The sequence below is a fragment of the Achromobacter spanius genome (assembly GCF_029637605.1).
GTDB classification, from domain to species: domain Bacteria; phylum Pseudomonadota; class Gammaproteobacteria; order Burkholderiales; family Burkholderiaceae_B; genus Achromobacter; species Achromobacter spanius_E.
The window spans coordinates 1,656,837-1,672,622 of record NZ_CP121261.1 but is presented as its reverse complement, the minus strand read 5'-3'; the positions used below and the strand labels follow the sequence as shown (position 1 = coordinate 1,672,622).

Annotated in this window: 14 protein-coding genes; 12 read left to right on the top strand and 2 right to left on the bottom strand. The window is 64.1% G+C overall.

Going from position 1 to position 15,786, the window contains the following annotated elements; genetic code table 11:
• Positions 1–70 precede the first annotated feature (70 nt).
• The 3 genes from P8T11_RS07310 to P8T11_RS07300 all read left to right on the top strand — a co-directional run bounded on the left by P8T11_RS07310 (position 71) and on the right by P8T11_RS07300 (position 1,611).
• Positions 71–688, top strand: coding sequence for a TetR/AcrR family transcriptional regulator (locus tag P8T11_RS07310; RefSeq protein ID WP_268077571.1), 618 nt, complete (start codon positions 71–73; stop codon positions 686–688).
• Between the two features lie 174 nt (positions 689–862).
• Positions 863–1,138 carry a hypothetical protein gene (locus P8T11_RS07305; protein WP_268077572.1) on the top strand — a complete coding sequence of 92 codons (276 nt, stop codon included), beginning with the start codon at positions 863–865 and terminating at the stop codon, positions 1,136–1,138.
• A 2-nt stretch (positions 1,139–1,140) separates the two neighbouring features.
• A complete protein-coding gene (locus P8T11_RS07300; RefSeq protein WP_268077573.1) occupies positions 1,141–1,611 on the top strand; it encodes a helix-turn-helix transcriptional regulator in 471 nt (156 codons plus the stop codon).
• Here P8T11_RS07300 and P8T11_RS07295 read toward each other — a convergent pair.
• Positions 1,608–2,198 carry a hypothetical protein gene (locus tag P8T11_RS07295; RefSeq protein ID WP_268077574.1) on the bottom strand — a complete coding sequence of 197 codons (591 nt, stop codon included), beginning with the start codon at positions 2,196–2,198 and terminating at the stop codon, positions 1,608–1,610. The two genes, P8T11_RS07300 and P8T11_RS07295, sit on opposite strands and share 4 nt — an antisense overlap.
• A 325-nt stretch (positions 2,199–2,523) precedes the next feature.
• Between P8T11_RS07295 and P8T11_RS07290 the strand changes: the two genes are divergently transcribed.
• From P8T11_RS07290 to P8T11_RS07260, 7 genes are all read left to right on the top strand, one after another.
• Positions 2,524–3,237, top strand: coding sequence for a gluconate 2-dehydrogenase subunit 3 family protein (locus P8T11_RS07290; protein ID WP_268077575.1), 714 nt, complete (start codon positions 2,524–2,526; stop codon positions 3,235–3,237).
• Between the two features lie 2 nt (positions 3,238–3,239).
• Positions 3,240–5,015, top strand: a complete 1,776-nt coding sequence (locus tag P8T11_RS07285) for a GMC family oxidoreductase (protein WP_268077576.1) — start codon at positions 3,240–3,242, stop codon at positions 5,013–5,015.
• Positions 5,016–5,027: 12 nt separating this feature from the next.
• Positions 5,028–6,344 carry a c-type cytochrome gene (locus P8T11_RS07280; RefSeq protein WP_268077577.1) on the top strand — a complete coding sequence of 439 codons (1,317 nt, stop codon included), beginning with the start codon at positions 5,028–5,030 and terminating at the stop codon, positions 6,342–6,344.
• A 138-nt stretch (positions 6,345–6,482) separates the two neighbouring features.
• On the top strand, positions 6,483–6,731 hold the full coding sequence (locus tag P8T11_RS07275; protein WP_268077578.1) for a hypothetical protein: 249 nt from the start codon (positions 6,483–6,485) through the stop codon (positions 6,729–6,731).
• 216 nt (positions 6,732–6,947) lie between these two features.
• Positions 6,948–7,451, top strand: a complete 504-nt coding sequence (locus P8T11_RS07270; RefSeq protein WP_268077579.1) for an AAA family ATPase — start codon at positions 6,948–6,950, stop codon at positions 7,449–7,451.
• An 83-nt stretch (positions 7,452–7,534) separates the two neighbouring features.
• Positions 7,535–9,178 carry a VRR-NUC domain-containing protein gene (locus tag P8T11_RS07265; RefSeq protein WP_268077580.1) on the top strand — a complete coding sequence of 548 codons (1,644 nt, stop codon included), beginning with the start codon at positions 7,535–7,537 and terminating at the stop codon, positions 9,176–9,178.
• Entirely contained in the window at positions 9,175–11,445 is a 2,271-nt protein-coding gene (locus tag P8T11_RS07260; protein WP_268077581.1) for an ATP-dependent DNA helicase, read from the top strand. Before P8T11_RS07265 ends, P8T11_RS07260 begins: the two co-directional genes overlap by 4 nt.
• On the opposite strand, the gene P8T11_RS07255 is transcribed toward P8T11_RS07260, so the two are convergent.
• Positions 11,423–13,051 (bottom strand): MFS transporter, encoded by a 1,629-nt coding sequence (locus tag P8T11_RS07255; RefSeq protein WP_268077582.1) that lies wholly within the window; start codon positions 13,049–13,051, stop codon positions 11,423–11,425. The genes P8T11_RS07260 and P8T11_RS07255 overlap by 23 nt on opposite strands.
• Positions 13,052–13,166: 115 nt before the next feature.
• On the opposite strand from P8T11_RS07255, the gene P8T11_RS07250 reads away from it, so the two are divergent.
• Complete coding sequence (locus P8T11_RS07250) at positions 13,167–14,051, top strand: LysR family transcriptional regulator (RefSeq protein ID WP_268077583.1); 885 nt, start codon at positions 13,167–13,169, stop codon at positions 14,049–14,051.
• A 99-nt stretch (positions 14,052–14,150) separates the two neighbouring features.
• Positions 14,151–15,641 (top strand): amidase, encoded by a 1,491-nt coding sequence (locus tag P8T11_RS07245; protein WP_268077584.1) that lies wholly within the window; start codon positions 14,151–14,153, stop codon positions 15,639–15,641.
• Positions 15,642–15,786 lie beyond the last annotated feature (145 nt).

Genomic DNA, 15,786 nt, shown 5'->3' with positions numbered 1-15,786 from the left:
AAGTACACTGGCCGGTGTAGAATTTCGCGTCGCCAATGCGCGCAACACCCCCCTACAACGAGCCCGCTTCATGCCCAATCCTCCGACCCGCCTGACCGACCGCAAACGCCAGGCCATTGTGCGCGCGGCGGTGGAAGAGTTTCGGTCAGCCGGATTTGATGCCACCAGCATGGACCGCATCGCTGCCGCGGCGGGCGTCTCCAAGCGCACGGTCTACAACCATTTCCCCAGCAAGGAAACGCTGTTCTCGCTGATTCTTGAAGAGCTATGGGCCAGCAGCGCGGCCAGCGTTGCGCTGTCGTATCGCGCCGACGTCGCGCTGGACCAGCAGTTGCGGCAGTTGCTGATGCAAAAGTTGGACCTGCTGGCGGACCCCAACTTCATCGACCTGGCACGCGTGGCCATGGCCGAAATCATCCATTCCCCCGAACGCGCCCAGGCCATCGTGTGCCGCATGGGTGAAAAAGAGGGCGGTGAAACGGCGTGGATACGTGCGGCGATCCAGGACGGGCGGCTGGTGGAGGTGGACCCCGAGTTCGCCGGCCACCAGTTGCAGGGCCTGGTCAAGAGCTTTGCGTTTTGGCCGCAAGTTACGCTGGGACAAGCGCCCTTGAGCGCCGCCGAGCGTAAGCGCGTGGCGGATTCGGCGGTGGAGATGTTCTTGGGATGCTACGCGCGGCGCGGGTAACGGGCGCCGTATCAGACTGAATGAAGGATCCAAGCATCCCTTGTTTTCACGGCGAGCAACGGAGAATTAAGCCTTTGGCGTAAACGGGTGGCAGCCAACCCGCACGCATCAACATCGATGGTCATAAGTTGTCAGTTGACAACCTTGTCGATCGATTGAATACTTGGGGCTTACATGGTTCGTTCATCACATCCAAAGAAAGAGATTGAATCGGTGTTGCGTCACGCAGAGCAACAAGGTTGGCGCGTCAGGCTCGGTAGTGGTCATGCGTGGGGCCGCATCTATTGCCCCTACAACGATCATGATTGCCGTCGTGGTGAGTTTTGTATCGCCAGCGTGTGGAGCACACCGAGAAACGCCGATAGCCATGCACGTTTGCTGCGCCGCGTACTGAATCAATGCACTGCGCATCTTGAACAGACTAGAACCCTATCCCGTCGGGAGCCCTAACAGTGGAATACACCTTCACCTTGCGATATCGGTTGGGCCAAACCGAAGAGTCGCTTGACGACCTGATCGGTCGTCTGGCCGAAGCAGGTTGCGACGATGCCCTGGTCGGATCGGGGCAGCCTGGCCGCTTGGCGCTTGAATTCGCGCGAGAGGCCAACAGCGCCCGGGCGGCGGTGCACGGCGCATTGGCGGATGTGAAGCTCGCGATTCCTTCCGCGCGCTTGATCGAAGCCGGCCCTGACTACGTGGGGCTGACGGATGTGGCCGAGTTGATGGGCATGTCGCGCCAGAACATGCGCAAGCTGATGCTCGCGTATTCAGACAGCTTTCCGTCGCCGGTGCATGAAGGCAAGGCGTCCATTTGGCGTTTGTATCCCGTGCTGGATTGGTTGAAGGCCAAGGGCGGGTATGACGTGGATGACGGCTTGCTTGAGGTGGCCCGGGTGGTGCTGGACGTGAACGTCGCCTGCTAAAACAGATTCAACGCCCGTCCCACCCATAGCGCCAATCCCACGGCGATACCGATCAACAATGCGCGGCGCAGCCCGCCGCTCTTGGGAACCGCACCCGGCGACGCAGTCGGGTCGGTACTGACGCGGGCTGTTTCGGTCGCCTCAAGGGGCCGCGCCGATGCGCTTGCGATGGCGTCAGCACTGCCGTCGTCCGTCTCAATCGTGAATGCAGGTTTGCCAGTGCGCGCAGCATCGTCACCAGGCATATCTTCGATCTGCACCCCGGCATTTTTCAGCATGTCCCACAGGCCTTTCATGCCTTCGCCGTCGCGTAGCGCCTCGATGCGTTCGCGTTCCGCGCGCGGCACGTCGTCCAGACTGTCGTAGTGTCGGCCGTTGACCGTGACCGCGCCGTTGTCGATATCGACCTTGAACGCTTCGCCGTTTTCCGTGCCGGCGTAGCTCCATTTTTCTTGAATGCTGACGCTGCCTAGCTTGCCGTCCAACAGATCTTCAATGTTCACGCGTTGTTCGGGCGTCAGGTCCGTGGTGGAACTCCAACTGCGTGTTGTCGTCGAACTTTTCCAGATCTTCGTCTTGTCGTTCATGCCTGCCGTCCTTTGTTCCAACCGCGAAATATACAGAATTCGTTCACCCAACTGTCAGAAAAGCCCGCTTTTGCGGGAGTCTTACTTTGTCCTTAATGCAAAACACTTTTCCATGTCAATAAATTCAATCTGATCCGGTCCTGCAAGCGGATCAGAGGCATGAATAAGCGCATAATGCCAGCACCTTCTCTTATGTCCCCATTGAAGAGCAGGTTCGATTTTTTCTGAAGTACAGAGCGTGTTGTCACTAGCTCGGCAGTTCGTGTTTCCAGGGTTCATGTTCGGTAGCGCGCTAGGACAACTTGGAATATTCACGGAGATGTCTATGACAGATGATGCAAAGCCGCGTCGTCGGTTTCTTCAGGCGTTGGCGATCGTGCCCGCGTCGACATTGGCGGTTGGCGCGCTGACCACTGGCTGTACCAACGCCGCGGACGACAAGACCGCTGCGGCCGCCAAACCCTACGCACCCACCTATTTCACCAAGCCCGAATGGGACTTCATTGTTGCCGCGGTGGATCACCTGATCCCTGCCGACCAATATGGTCCGGGCGCGATTGAAGCCGGTGTGCCTGAATTCATCGACCGTCAGATGGAAACGCCGTTCGGCCACGGCAAGCTCTGGTACATGGAAGGCCCGTTCCACACCGACCAGGCGCCTGAGCTGGGCTATCAACTGAACCAGAACCCGCGCGAAGTCTATCGCCACGGCATCGAAGCCTGCAATGCCTGGTGCGTGAAGACGCACGGCAAGGCCTACGCCGAACTGGACAAGCCCTTGCAGGAACAGATCCTGAAAGATCTGCAAGGCAACAAGATCAAGCTGGAAACCGTTCCCGCCTCGACCTTCTTCAGCTTCCTGCTGGCCAACACCAAAGAAGGCTTCTTTGCCGACCCCATTCACGGCGGCAACAAGAACATGGTGGGCTGGAAGATGGTGGGCTTTCCCGGCGCGCGCGCCGACTATATGGACTGGGCGGATCAGCCCAACGTCAAGTACCCCTATGGCCCCGTGTCGATCTCTGGGGAGAAGGGTTAATCATGGCTATCAAGAAAGACAAAGTGGATGCGGTACTGGTCGGGTTCGGCTGGACCGGCGCAATCCTGGGTCAAGAGCTGACCGACGCGGGCTTGCATGTGCTGGCGCTGGAACGCGGCGGCATGCAGGACACCCCGAAAGACGCCGAGTATCCCAAGGTGATCGACGAACTGACGTATTCGGTGCGCGGCAAGCTGTTCCAGGACTTGTCCAAGGAAACCGTGACCATCCGCCACGGCGTGGACGACGTGGCCGTACCGTATCGGCAGAACGGTTCGTTCCTGCTGGGCACGGGCGTGGGCGGCGCGGGTTTTCACTGGAACGGCATGCATTACCGCGTGCTGCCCGAAGAGCTGGAACTGCGCACGCGCTACGAAACACGCTATGGCAAGAAGTTCATTCCTGAAGGCATGACCATTCAGGACTTCGGCGTTACCTACGACGAACTGGAACCGTACTTCTCCAAGTTCGAATACGTGTGCGGCACGTCGGGCAAGGCCGGCAACCTGAACGGCAAGATCGTCGAAGGCGGTAACCCGCTGGAAGGAAAGCGCAGCCAGGAATATCCGTTGGCGCCGCTGACCACCACCTACGGTGCGCAGTTGTTCGAGAAGGCCGCGCGTGAAGTGGGTTTCAACCCGTATCCGACGCCCGCGGCCAACGCTTCCGCCCCGTACACCAACCCCTATGGCGTGCGTCTGGGTCCCTGTAATTTTTGCGGCTTCTGCGAAAACTACGGCTGCTACATGTATTCCAAGGCTTCGCCGCAGACGACGATTCTGCCGGTGCTGCTGAAGAAGTCCAACTTTGAACTGCGCACGCATTCGCAGGTCATCAAGGTCAACCTGGATTCGAGCGGCAAGAAGGCCGTTGGCGTGACGTATATCGACGCCCAGGGCCAGGAGATCGAGCAGCCGGCTGACCTGGTGATCCTGTCGGCCTACCAGATGCACAACGTGCGCCTGCTGCTGCTGTCGGGCATCGGCAAACCGTACGATCCCAAGACGAACGAAGGCGTGGTCGGCAAGAACTACGCCTACCAAATGAACGGCGGCGTCAACGTGCTGTTGCCCAAGGGAACGCAATTGAATCCCTTCATGGGGACGGGCGCGGGCGGCGTGGGCATGGACGATTTGAACGGCGACCAGTTCGACCACGGCCCCTTGGGTTTCGTGGGTGGCGCCAGCATCCGCCACGTGCGCACCGGCGGTCGGCCCATCAAGCAGACGCCGACCCCGCCGGGCACACCGACGTGGGGCACGGGCTGGAAGGCCGGCGTGCAGGATGCCTACCAGCGCTACATGACGATCGGCATTTCCGGTTCGGTGATGTCGTACCGCGACGCCTATCTGTCGCTGGACCCGACCTACAAGGACGCCTTTGGCCAGCCGCTGCTGCGCATGACGTTCGACTGGCACGACAACGAGTTCGACATGCTGGGCTACATGGGCAAGCGCATGGAGACCGTGGCCAAGGCCATGAACCCCGAAAAGTACTTCGTGGGAGTGCGCAAGAAGGGCGCGCACTATGACACGCGCATCTACCAAAGCACGCACAACACGGGCGGCGCCATCATGGGGTCGAACCCCAAGGAAAGCGTGGTCAACAAGTACCTGCAAAGCTGGGATGTGCCGAACGTGTTCGTGATGGGCGCCTGCGTGTTCCCGCAGAACATGGGCTACAACCCGACCGGGCTGGTGGGCGCCTTGGCCTATTGGGCCGCGCAGGCGATCCGCGAGCAGTACCTGAAGAACCCCGGCCCGCTGGTCCAGGCTTAAGGAGACGGAACAATGTTGAAGCAAACCATTGTTGCGGCCTTCTCGGCCCTGGTCGCCAGCACGGCTTTCGCGGCGGACGGTACGCCGGCGTCGAACGACGCCCAGATGATCAAGCAGGGCGAATACCTGTCGCGCGCCGGGGATTGCATTGCCTGCCACACGGTAGGGGGCGGCAAACCCTTTGCAGGCGGCTTGGGCATCGAATCGCCGCTGGGCACGATCTATTCGACCAACATCACGCCCGATAAAGAAACCGGTATCGGCAACTACACGTACGAGGACTTCGACCAGGCTGTGCGCCATGGCAAGGCCAAGGATGGGCATTCGCTGTATCCGGCCATGCCTTACACCGCCTACGCCAAGGTCACGCCCGAAGACGTGAAGGCGCTGTACGCGTACTTCATGCATGGGGTCGAACCGGTCAAGCAGGAAAACAAGGACACGGATATTTCGTGGCCCATGTCGATGCGCTGGCCACTGACCGTGTGGCGCTGGATGTTCGCACCCGACGTCGTCAACGGCCCGGCCACCAGCGACCTGAAGGGCGCGGACCGCGCGGCGCTGCTGCGTGGCCAGTACCTGGTTGAAGGGCTGGGGCATTGCAGCACCTGCCACACCCCGCGCGGCTTTGCCTTGCAGGAAAAGGCCTTGAGCGACGCGGACGGCTCGGCCTTCCTGTCGGGCGGAGTGGTGGAAGGCTGGCTGGCCAAGAACCTGCGCGGCGACGTCGTGGACGGCCTGGGTAGCTGGACCAAGGAAGACATCGCCGTCTTCCTGAAGTCGGGCCGCAACGGCCATTCGGCCGCGTTTGGTGGCATGGCGCAGGTGGTGCAAGACAGCACGCAGCACCTGAGCGATGACGACCTGAACGCCATAGCCGTGTATCTGAAGAGCTTGCCGCCGGTCAACAAGGATGCCACCAGCAAGCCTTTAGCCTATGACGAGACCGTGGCGCAGGCGCTGCGTACGGGCAAGGACAAGGGCGACGGCGCCATGGCCTTCCTGAACAACTGCGCGGCCTGCCACCGCAGCACCGGCAAGGGCTACACGGAAACGTTCCCGCAGTTGGCGCTGAGCTCGACGGTGAATTCGGCGGACCCCACGTCGCTCATCCATATCGTGCTCAAGGGCGCCCAGATGCCGGGCACGACGGCGGCGCCCACCGCCTACGCCATGCCGGGCTTTGACTGGCGCATGACCGACAAGGAAGTCGCCGACGTGGTGACCTTCGTGCGGTCCAGCTGGGGCAACAAGGCCTCGGCTGTCAGCGCGTCGGATGTGGCCAAGGTCCGCAAGGACGTGGGCGCGGCGGCGCAGCCGGCGCGGTAGGGCGGGTTGTTTGAGAGGGGGGCGGCGATTGATAACGATGCGCGCCAAGCGTAATCTGCTGTCCAAGCGCCGCCCCTGACCCTTTTTTCGAACATCCCGTTCTCATCAACGGCGGCCACACCATCCAGTGAGGCCATCTTGCGTACCTTGATCTTCATAGCAGTGGGGCTGGTATTGGCCGCGCTGCTGATTCGGCTGACACCCGCCGCGCATCGCACCGTGGCGGCGGCGGTATTCACACTTGCTTGGCTGGGCGTGTCGGTGTGGAACCTGCGCACCGGCATGTCGCATGGCTACACCCTGGCCCAGGAACTGCCTATTCATCTGGCGCTGTTCGGCCTTCCGGCTGCGATGGCATGGGGCTTGTGGTGGTGGTCGCGTCGGTGAGTTCTTCCTGACACCTCCGTCCACGCCTGCCGTTGACAAGCACTCGCGCCAGGCGCAATCTCTGCCCTATGTGCCGACCCCTGCATCCTTTCGCCGCGATTATTACCTGCCTTGGTACCAAGGTGGGTTAGCGCGCATCGGCACATCGCTACACAAACCCGCCAACCGGCGGGTTTTTTGTTGGCCCGCCAGGCACACGCTCCAGGAGAGCCTTGCATGACGCCTTTATCCTCATCGCCCGCCACCTTGCACTTTCTTTGCGGCAAGATCGCCGCGGGCAAGTCCACATTGGCCACGACGCTTGCCGCGCAGCCCGGCACGCTGTTGATCAGCGAAGACCATTGGTTGGCGGCGCTGTATCCCGGCGAAATCCAGGGCATTGCGGACTACGCGCGTTTCGCCGCGCGACTGCGTGACGCCATGGGTGGCCATGTGGCGGCATTGGTGGGGGCGGGGCTGTCGGTGGTGCTGGACTTTCCCGCCAACACGCGCCCGGCTCGGCAATGGTTGCTTGAGGTGGCGCGGCAAGCGGGTTGCCCGCATCGGCTGCATTATTTGCAGGCGTCCGACGCGCTGTGCAAGGCGCGGTTGCGCGCCCGCAACGCCGCAGGCACCCATGCGTTTTCCACCTCGGACGAGCAGTACGACGCCATCACCGCCTACTTTGTCGAACCCCATCCAGAGGAAGGGCTGAACATCGTGCCGCACGTGCAAGGCTGAAAGTAGTGGCAAAAATGGCCCGGTGCGACGCCGGGCCGCCTGCTATGATTACTGGATAAAAAACCAGCTATCCGGCCCGGCCGATGTTTCCCCCGCACCGCTACTACTATCTGCATAATTTTCAGCGCGCCTTGGCGTGGGTCGGCGAACGCTATGCCGACCTGCTGGACGCTGACGAGCACCGCTTTCTGGCTGACTTCCAGGCCTTGCCGCAAGCCTCGCAGGCCTTGATGGTGCGCATGCTGATGCGCCGTGGGCCGTGGTTTCGGGCCAGCCGGTTGGTCTATGAGGAAATCGGCAGCGCGGTGGATGCCGCCGCGCCGCTCGCGGCGCTGGGCTGGCTGGATGGGCTGGCGCCGATGTCGCTGGACGAATTGTTCGGCCTGCATACCAAGCCGGAACTTTGCCAGCTGGCTTTGGACCAGCCCTTTAAACCCTCCGCGCGCAAAGCCGATCTTCTGGCCGCCCTGCGCGTCGCGCACGACACCCCCCGGCCATACGCCGAATGGTTCCCGGGCGCACAAGAACCCGTCTGGCGCGTCATGGTGGGCGATCTTTGCGAGCGCTTCCGGCTGATTTTCTTCGGCAACCTGCACCAGGACTGGTCGGAATTCGTGTTGGCCGATCTGGGCGTGTTCCAGTACGAGACCGTGCCGTTTGATGCCTGTTCACGTGCGTTCCAGACGCGGGCGGACGTGGATGCCTACCTGGTGTTGCATGCCTGCCGCACTGCGCTGGATGACGGCGCGGACATCGCCCCCTTGCTGGCCACGGTGCAAGGCTGTGTCAGCCAGAACGCCTGGCTGGAAAAGCGCCGCGCCAAGGTGCTGCTGCGGATCGGGCAGGCGTGCGAACGCGCGCAGGATTGGGCGGCGGCGCAAGCGGCCTATGAACACTGCGCCTACCCCGGCGCGCGTCATCGCCGCATCCGCGTGCAAGAGCGCATGGCGCGGTATGACGCGGCGTTGGCCCTGGCGCTGCAAGCGCGCGACGCACCCGAAAGCGAAGAGGAAAGCCAGCGCGTGGCGCGCATGTTGCCGCGCTTGTATCGCGCGGTGGGGCAGGGCCGACCCGCCCGCGCGCCCGTTCACGCCGTGCCGCGCACCGACCTGACGCTGCAACGGCCGGCCACGCCGGCGTCGGTGGAATTCGTCACGCGCGACCATCTGCATCACGACGACGCGCCCGTGCATTACGTGGAGAACGCGCTGCTGAATTCCCTGTTTGGCCTGCTGTGCTGGCCGGCCGTCTTCGCGCCCTTGCCGGGCGCGTTCTTTCATCCGTTCCAGCGCGGCCCGGCCGACCTGGATTCGCCGGACTTCCACGAACGCCGACAGGCGCTGTTCGCTGATTGCCTGGCGCAGTTGGACACGCCCGCGTATCGCGGCCTGATCCTGCAACGCTACGCCGACAAGGCGGGCGTGCAGTCGCCGTTTGTGTTCTGGGGCGCCTTGTCCGAAACGCTGCTGACCCAGGCGCTGGATTGCCTGCCCGCTACGCACCTGAAGCTGCTCTTTACCCGCCTGCTGCGCGACGTGAAGACCAATCGTTCGGGCCTGCCGGACCTGATCCGCTTCTGGCCGGCCGAGCGCCGCTATGAACTCATCGAAGTCAAAGGCCCTGGCGACAAACTGCAAGACAACCAGATCCGATGGCTCCAGTACTGCGTGGCGCACGGCATGCCGGTGCGTGTTTGCCATGTTCGCTGGCAGGAGGGCGCGGCATGAGCTACGCGGTGGCGGTGCGCGCGTTGTGCGAATTCACGGCGCGCGCCGGTGACCTGGATTTGCGCTTTACCCCCGCGCCAAGCGGGGTGGAAGGCATGGCCGGGCATGCGGTGGTGACCGGGCGGCGTGGCCCCGCCTACGAGACTGAGGTCTCGCTCTCCGGCCAGCATGAAGGCCTGCTGGTGCGGGGGCGCGCCGATGGCTATGACCCCGTGGCCAATCAGCTTGAAGAGATCAAGACGTACCGAGGCCAATTGGACAGCGTGCGCGAGAACCATCGCGTGGTGCATTGGGCGCAGGCGCGGGTCTACGGCCATCTGCTTTGCCAGGCGCGCGGACTGGAACAGGTGCGCGTGGCGCTGGTGTATTTCAACGTGGTCACCGAGGAAGAAACGGTGCTTACGGAAACGCACGACGCTGCCGCGTTGCAAACATTCTTCCAGGAACAGTGCAACCGTTTCCTGGCCTGGGCCAAGACCGAACTGGCGCACCGCCAGACACGCGACGCGGCGCTGGAAAAGCTGGCGTTTCCGCATGGTGAATTCCGTGCCGGGCAGCGCGATCTGGCCGTGGCCGTCTACCGCACGGCGCGCGATGGCCGCTGCCTGATGGCGCAGGCGCCTACCGGTATCGGCAAGACGCTGGGTACGATCTTCCCGCTGCTCAAGGCCAGCCCCGGCACGGGCTTGGACAAGATCTACTTCCTGGCAGCCAAGGGCTCGGGCAGGGCGCTGGCGGTTGAAGCGCTGCACACGGTCAACGCGCAGCCCGCCGGGCCCGGTTTGCGCGTGCTGGACCTGCAGGCGCGCGACAAAACCTGCGAGCATCCGGACCTGGCCTGCCATGGGGATTCCTGCCCCTTGGCGCAGGGCTTTTACGACCGCCTGCCTCAAGCGCGCCAGGCGGCGGTGCAGCACGCGCGGCTGGACGCGCCCACGGTGCGCGCCGTGGCCCGTGAACACAGCATCTGCCCGTACTACCTGTCGCAAGAGCTGATCCGCTGGAGCGACGTGGTGGTGGGCGACTACAACTATTACTACGACTCGTCGGCCATGCTGTACGCCATGACGCAGGCCTATCAATGGAAGGTGGCGGTGCTGGTGGACGAGGCGCATAACCTGGTTGACCGCGCGCGCCGTATGTACACGGGGGAATTGGATCAGGCCTCGTTGTCCGCGGCGCGGTATGCCGCGCCCAAGGCCTTGAAGAAGCCGCTGGATGGCTTGCAGCGTTCGTGGAATGCGCTGAACAAGAAGCAGGCAGAACGCTATCAGGCGTATGACGCGGTGGCGCCGGGTGTGTTGGCGGCCGTGCAGAAAGCCGTGGGCGCCATCATGGAATACATGGCCGAATCTCCCTTGCCGCAAGACGACCCGGTGCTGACGTTCTACTTTCAGGCGTTGCAATTCATGCGTCTGGCCGAGCAGTTCGGCTCGCATGCCTTGTTTGATGTGACGCTGTCGGACGTGGGCGTGGCCAGCGCCAAGACGCGGCCGTCCACCTTGTGCGTGCGCAATGTGATCCCCGCGTCGTACCTGGCGGCGCGCTATGCGGCGGCGCACGCCACCGTGCTGTTCTCGGGCACCTTGAGCCCGCAGCAGTTTTATCGCGACACCCTGGGGCTGCCCAACGAAACACCTTGGATCGACGTGGCCGCACCGTTCCAGGCCGAGCAATTGGCGGTGCGCGTGGTGGGCAATGTGTCCACCCGCTATCGCGACCGCGAGCGTTCGCTGGCGCCCATTGTTGATTTGATCGCCACGCAGTACGCGGAACGCCCGGGCAATTACCTGGGCTTTCTCAGCAGCTTTGACTATCTGCGCCAGGTGTCGGACCTGATGCGGGCACGCCATCCGGCCGTGCCCATCTGGCTGCAAACACCGGGCATGGACGAAGCGGGCCGCGCGGCGTTCCTAGCGCGCTTTACCGAAGCCGGCCAGGGCGTGGGCTTCGCGGTGTTGGGCGGCGCGTTTTCGGAAGGGGTGGACCTGCCGGGAAAGCGCCTGATCGGCGCCTTCATTGCCACGCTGGGCCTGCCGCAGGTGAATGCCGTGAACGAGAACATGAAGCGCGCGATGGACCAGCGTTACGGCGAAGAAAACGGCTACGACTACACCTATCTGTACCCGGGCATGCAAAAGGTGGTGCAGGCCGCCGGCCGCGTGATCCGCACCGAAAGCGATGTGGGCACGGTGCACCTGATTGACGACCGCTACCGCCGCGCCAAGGTGCGCGGGTTGCTGCCTAGCTGGTGGCGGGTGGACTGAGCCGCGCCGCGACCGTTTCACGGCGGCCCAGCAGCAGGGTGATGCACAGCGCCGTCAGCACGGCGATGCCGGCCAGGGCATGCAGCACGTGACGAAAGGCGCTGTCATAGGCGTCATGCAGCAGCGGCATGACCTGGGCCGTGGCGTGCGGTAGCTGCGCCGCGGCTTCGTCCAGCTGGCCCAGCGCCGCGCGGTTGGCGGCCATTACGAGGGCTTGGGCTTGTAGTGCGTTGGACTTTGCTTCGACCTGAGCACCGGGCTGGGGGTCGGGCAGTGAGGCGGACAGTGAGGCGGGCAGGGTGGCCGACAGTGAGGCCGACAACTGTGTCTGGATCAACAGCGCCAGCAGCGCGCTCAGCACCGCGATGGCGACGCCGTCCGCCGACACGCGCACCGTGTTGAAGATGCCGGTCGCCATGCCGACGTTGCGTGCATCAACCACGCTGACCGCCATGGCGTCCATCAGGCCCCACGGCAGGCCGATGCCGCAGCCGATCAACAGCATGGGCATCCACAGCCCCGCCGCACCCGCGGCCATCACGTCGGCCAGCCAGATCAAGCCTGCCGCCACCGCGATCAGGCCGATTGCCGACAGCAAGCCAGGGCGGAACCAGCGCGTCAGCAGCGCGGCCAGGAACGGCACCACCAGCAAGGGCGCGGCCAGGCCGATCATCAGTTGTCCGGCTTCCAGTGCGCTGTAACCGTCGATGCCAATGAAGCGGCCGGGCAGCAGCGCGATCAGTGCGATGAACAGAAATGCCGGCGACGCCGCCAAAACCTGCACGCCCACAAAGCGCGGGCTGCGAAACAGGCTCAGGTCCAGCATGGGGCGGGCAACGCGGCGTTCAATACGCACGAAGGCCACAGCCAGCAGCACGGATGCCAGCAGCGCGCCGACGACGTGCGCGTCCGTCCAGCCGGCTTCGGGCGCCAGCAAGATGCCGTAGGTGAACAGCCCCAGCGCGCCGGTGAAGGTGATGGCGCCCGGCCAGTCCAGCCGGCCTTGCGCCACGCTTGCCGTGGGGCGCACGCTGATGGCCACCATGACGGCGCCCAGCAGGCCCACCACGCCCGTGGACAGAAACACCCACTGCCAGCCGGCCGTCTGCACCATCCAGCCCGAAGCCAGCGGCCCGAACGACAAGCCGATGCCGAACGTGGTGCCCAACAGGCTGAACGCGCGGGTGCGCGCCACGCCATGGAAAAGCGGCGCCAGCGACGACATGGCGGCCGCGAATGCGGCCGCGCCGCCCACGCCCTGCATCAAGCGCAGGAAGTTGATCCAGCCGGTCGTGGGGACGAACGCAATGGCGAACGTCGTGACGCAAAAGCCCGCCAGGCCCAGCAGCCATACTCGGCGCGGCCCCACCAGGTCGGTCAGGCTGCCCGCCACCATGATCACGCTGCCGTAGGCCAGGATGTAGCCGTTCAAGATCCAATTCAGTTGCACGGGCGTGCCGCCCAGGTCGTGGCTGATGGATGGCAGCACCACGGCGGGGCCGGTGAAGCACAGCGGGATCAACAGCGCGGTCAGGCAGGCCGACAGCAGTTGCAGCCAACGGTGGCGGGGGGCCGGGAAGGGGGTGGAAAGCTCAGGGGTAGGCATGACGCACATCAGGGAATACAAAAGGGATGGCCAGCTTATGCGCCCCGAAATGAAAGAAAAATAGGCTAGGATTCCCGTCATTCCGGACATGAATGTCCGCATTGGAGCGTGGTGGATGGATAGCCTGAGCGGCATAGGGGTGTTCGTATTGGTGGCGCAAGCGGGCAGCTTTGCCGAGGCGGGGCGCGTGCTGGGGGTGTCGCCGTCGGCGGTGGGCAAGAGCATTGCGCGGATGGAAGCGCGCCTGAAGGTGCGGCTGTTTCATCGCAGCACCCGCCAGCTTGCGCTGACGCCGGAAGGCGAGAAATTCCTGGATCGCTGCCGCCGCATCTTGTGCGAGGTCGAAGCGGCGGAACTGGAACTGTCGGCGGCTTCCGACGCGCCGCAGGGCCGGCTGCGGGTGAGCTTGCCGCGCTATAGCGGCTTGTACGACGCCAGCATCGCCAGCTTCATGCGGCAGTACCCCGCGGTGGAACTGGACCTGGATTTCACCGACCGGATGGTGGACGTCATTGGCGAAGGCTACGACGCCGTGGTCCGTTCGGGCGACATGGACGACTCCGGCCTGAAGCGCCGCCGCCTGGGGGCTTTTCGCCGGGTGCTGGCGGCGTCACCCGACTATCTGCGCCAGCGCGGCACGCCCAAGCGCGCGGCAGACCTGCTGCGCCATGCCTGCCTGCATTACCGTTATCCCGCCACGGGCCGTTTGGAAAAATGGCCGTTCAAGCTGGGGCCGGACGTCCAGGCGCCCGAACTGCCCTTGACGTTGGTGTGCAACAGCGTGGAAACGCGGATTGCGCTGGCGGTGGGCGGGCAGGGCATAGTCTGCCTGCCGGACTTCACCATCCGCCGGGAACTGGCGGCGGGGCAATTGCAGATCGTCATGGAAGACCGCACGCGCGGCGGCGGCACGATGTGGGCCTTGTGGCCGGCAAGCCGTCATGCTTCCCCGAAACTGCGCGTGTTCATCGACCATCTGGCGCAGCATTTGTTTCCGTAATGGCCGTGCTGGCCCCGCCCAGGTTGCGTAGTATGTCGTCTGGGTGCACTGGCCAACGCGCCAGCCTGACAACGAACAAGACAAGCCGGAGACCTACGCATGCCCCTCGCCACGCCGACCGACGCCGCCAGCCTGAACCCCATCGTCGCCATGCCGGCGCATGCCTTGTCGGATGCGATCCGGCGCCGCGAGCTGTCCTGTGTCGAGGTCATGCGCGCGTATCTGGCGCATATCGACAGCGTCAACCCGAAGATCAACGCCATCGTCGCCCGCCGCGATACCGACGCGCTGCTGCGCGAAGCCGCCGAGCGCGACGCGCAGCTGGATGCCGGCCAGTGGCTGGGCTGGATGCATGGCATGCCGCAGGCGCCCAAGGACCTGACGGCCGTGCGCGGCATGGTGACGTCGATGGGCTCGCTGGTCTACAAGGACCAGGTCACGCAGCATGATTCGATCATCGTCGAGCGCATGCGGGCGTCGGGCGCTATCTTCATCGGCCGCTCCAACGTGCCGGAATTCGGCTTGGGCTCGCATACCTACAACCAGGTTTATGGCACGACGGGCAACCCCTACGATCCGTCCAAGACGGCGGGCGGCAGCAGCGGCGGCGCGGCGGCGGCGTTGGCCGCGCGCATGCTGCCCGTGGCCGACGGCAGCGATTTTGGCGGCTCGCTGCGCAACCCGGCGGCGTTCTGCAATGTGTACGGCATGCGGCCGTCGGCGGGGCGGGTGCCGTTCGGGCCGTCGCCCGAAGTGTTCCTGAAGCAACTGTCCTATGAAGGGCCGATGGGGCGCACGCCGCGCGACGTGGCGCTGCTGCTGTCGGTGATGGCGGGGTACGACAAGCGTTCGCCCTTGTCGCTGCGCGACGACCCCGCGCAGTTCGCCACCGCATTGGACGCCACATCAGACGCGGACCCGCGCGGCAAGCGCATCGGCTGGCTGGGCGACTGGGGCGGCTACCTGCCCTTGGAACCGGGCATTCTGGACGTGTGCGCCCAAGGCTTGGCCACACTGGATACCGTGGGTTGCGACGTCGTCGATTACAAGGTGCCGTTCGCGGGCGACCGGCTGTGGCGCATGTGGCTGACCCATCGCCACCTGATGGTGGGCGGCCAGTTCCATGCGCTGGTTCAAGACCCGCAGACGCGCAAGCTGCTCAAGCCCGCGCTGATCTGGGAAGTGGAAGGCCTGGACGGCATGACCGCGCACGACGTCTATCAGGCCACGCAAGAGCGTAGCGCCTGGTACCAGACGGTGCTGGGCATGTTTGAAGAGGTCGATTTCCTGGCGGTGCCGTCGGCGCAGGTGTTTCCGTTTGACGCCACGCTGGACTGGCCCAAGGACATTGCCGGCCGCGCCATGGACACTTATCACCGCTGGATGGAAACCGTGACGCCGTGGACGCTGGCCGGCTGCCCGGTGATCAGTGTGCCGGTGGGCTTCAGCCCGCAGGGCTTGCCGATGGGCATGCAGTTGATCGGCCCGCCGCAGGGCGATCTGGATGTGTTGCGGCTGGCGCAAGCCTATGACCAGGCGTGCGACTGGGTAACAGCCCACCCGCCAGCAGCGCTGTGGCAAGCCGCCTAGCCGCGCTTGCGGTACGCACTGTCACGGGAAAACACAAGTTCTTGTAAGCGAGCTTTGCGTTTTTCTGACGGGTATCCCCAAATTTGCGGGGATTTCCCTAGTTTTTCATGGCTCGCCGCACCCGCCTTTGCAATAATCACTGCAT

Coding starts and splice junctions, on each gene's coding strand:
- P8T11_RS07295 (WP_268077574.1), bottom strand. CDS start 2,198: ATGAACGACAAGACGAAGATCTGGAAAAGTTCGACGACAACACGCAGT.
- P8T11_RS07310 (WP_268077571.1), top strand. CDS start 71: ATGCCCAATCCTCCGACCCGCCTGACCGACCGCAAACGCCAGGCCATT.
- P8T11_RS07270 (WP_268077579.1), top strand. CDS start 6,948: ATGACGCCTTTATCCTCATCGCCCGCCACCTTGCACTTTCTTTGCGGC.
- P8T11_RS07290 (WP_268077575.1), top strand. CDS start 2,524: ATGACAGATGATGCAAAGCCGCGTCGTCGGTTTCTTCAGGCGTTGGCG.
- P8T11_RS07285 (WP_268077576.1), top strand. CDS start 3,240: ATGGCTATCAAGAAAGACAAAGTGGATGCGGTACTGGTCGGGTTCGGC.
- P8T11_RS07255 (WP_268077582.1), bottom strand. CDS start 13,051: ATGCCTACCCCTGAGCTTTCCACCCCCTTCCCGGCCCCCCGCCACCGT.
- P8T11_RS07250 (WP_268077583.1), top strand. CDS start 13,167: ATGGATAGCCTGAGCGGCATAGGGGTGTTCGTATTGGTGGCGCAAGCG.
- P8T11_RS07265 (WP_268077580.1), top strand. CDS start 7,535: ATGTTTCCCCCGCACCGCTACTACTATCTGCATAATTTTCAGCGCGCC.
- P8T11_RS07260 (WP_268077581.1), top strand. CDS start 9,175: ATGAGCTACGCGGTGGCGGTGCGCGCGTTGTGCGAATTCACGGCGCGC.
- P8T11_RS07305 (WP_268077572.1), top strand. CDS start 863: ATGGTTCGTTCATCACATCCAAAGAAAGAGATTGAATCGGTGTTGCGT.
- P8T11_RS07280 (WP_268077577.1), top strand. CDS start 5,028: ATGTTGAAGCAAACCATTGTTGCGGCCTTCTCGGCCCTGGTCGCCAGC.
- P8T11_RS07245 (WP_268077584.1), top strand. CDS start 14,151: ATGCCCCTCGCCACGCCGACCGACGCCGCCAGCCTGAACCCCATCGTC.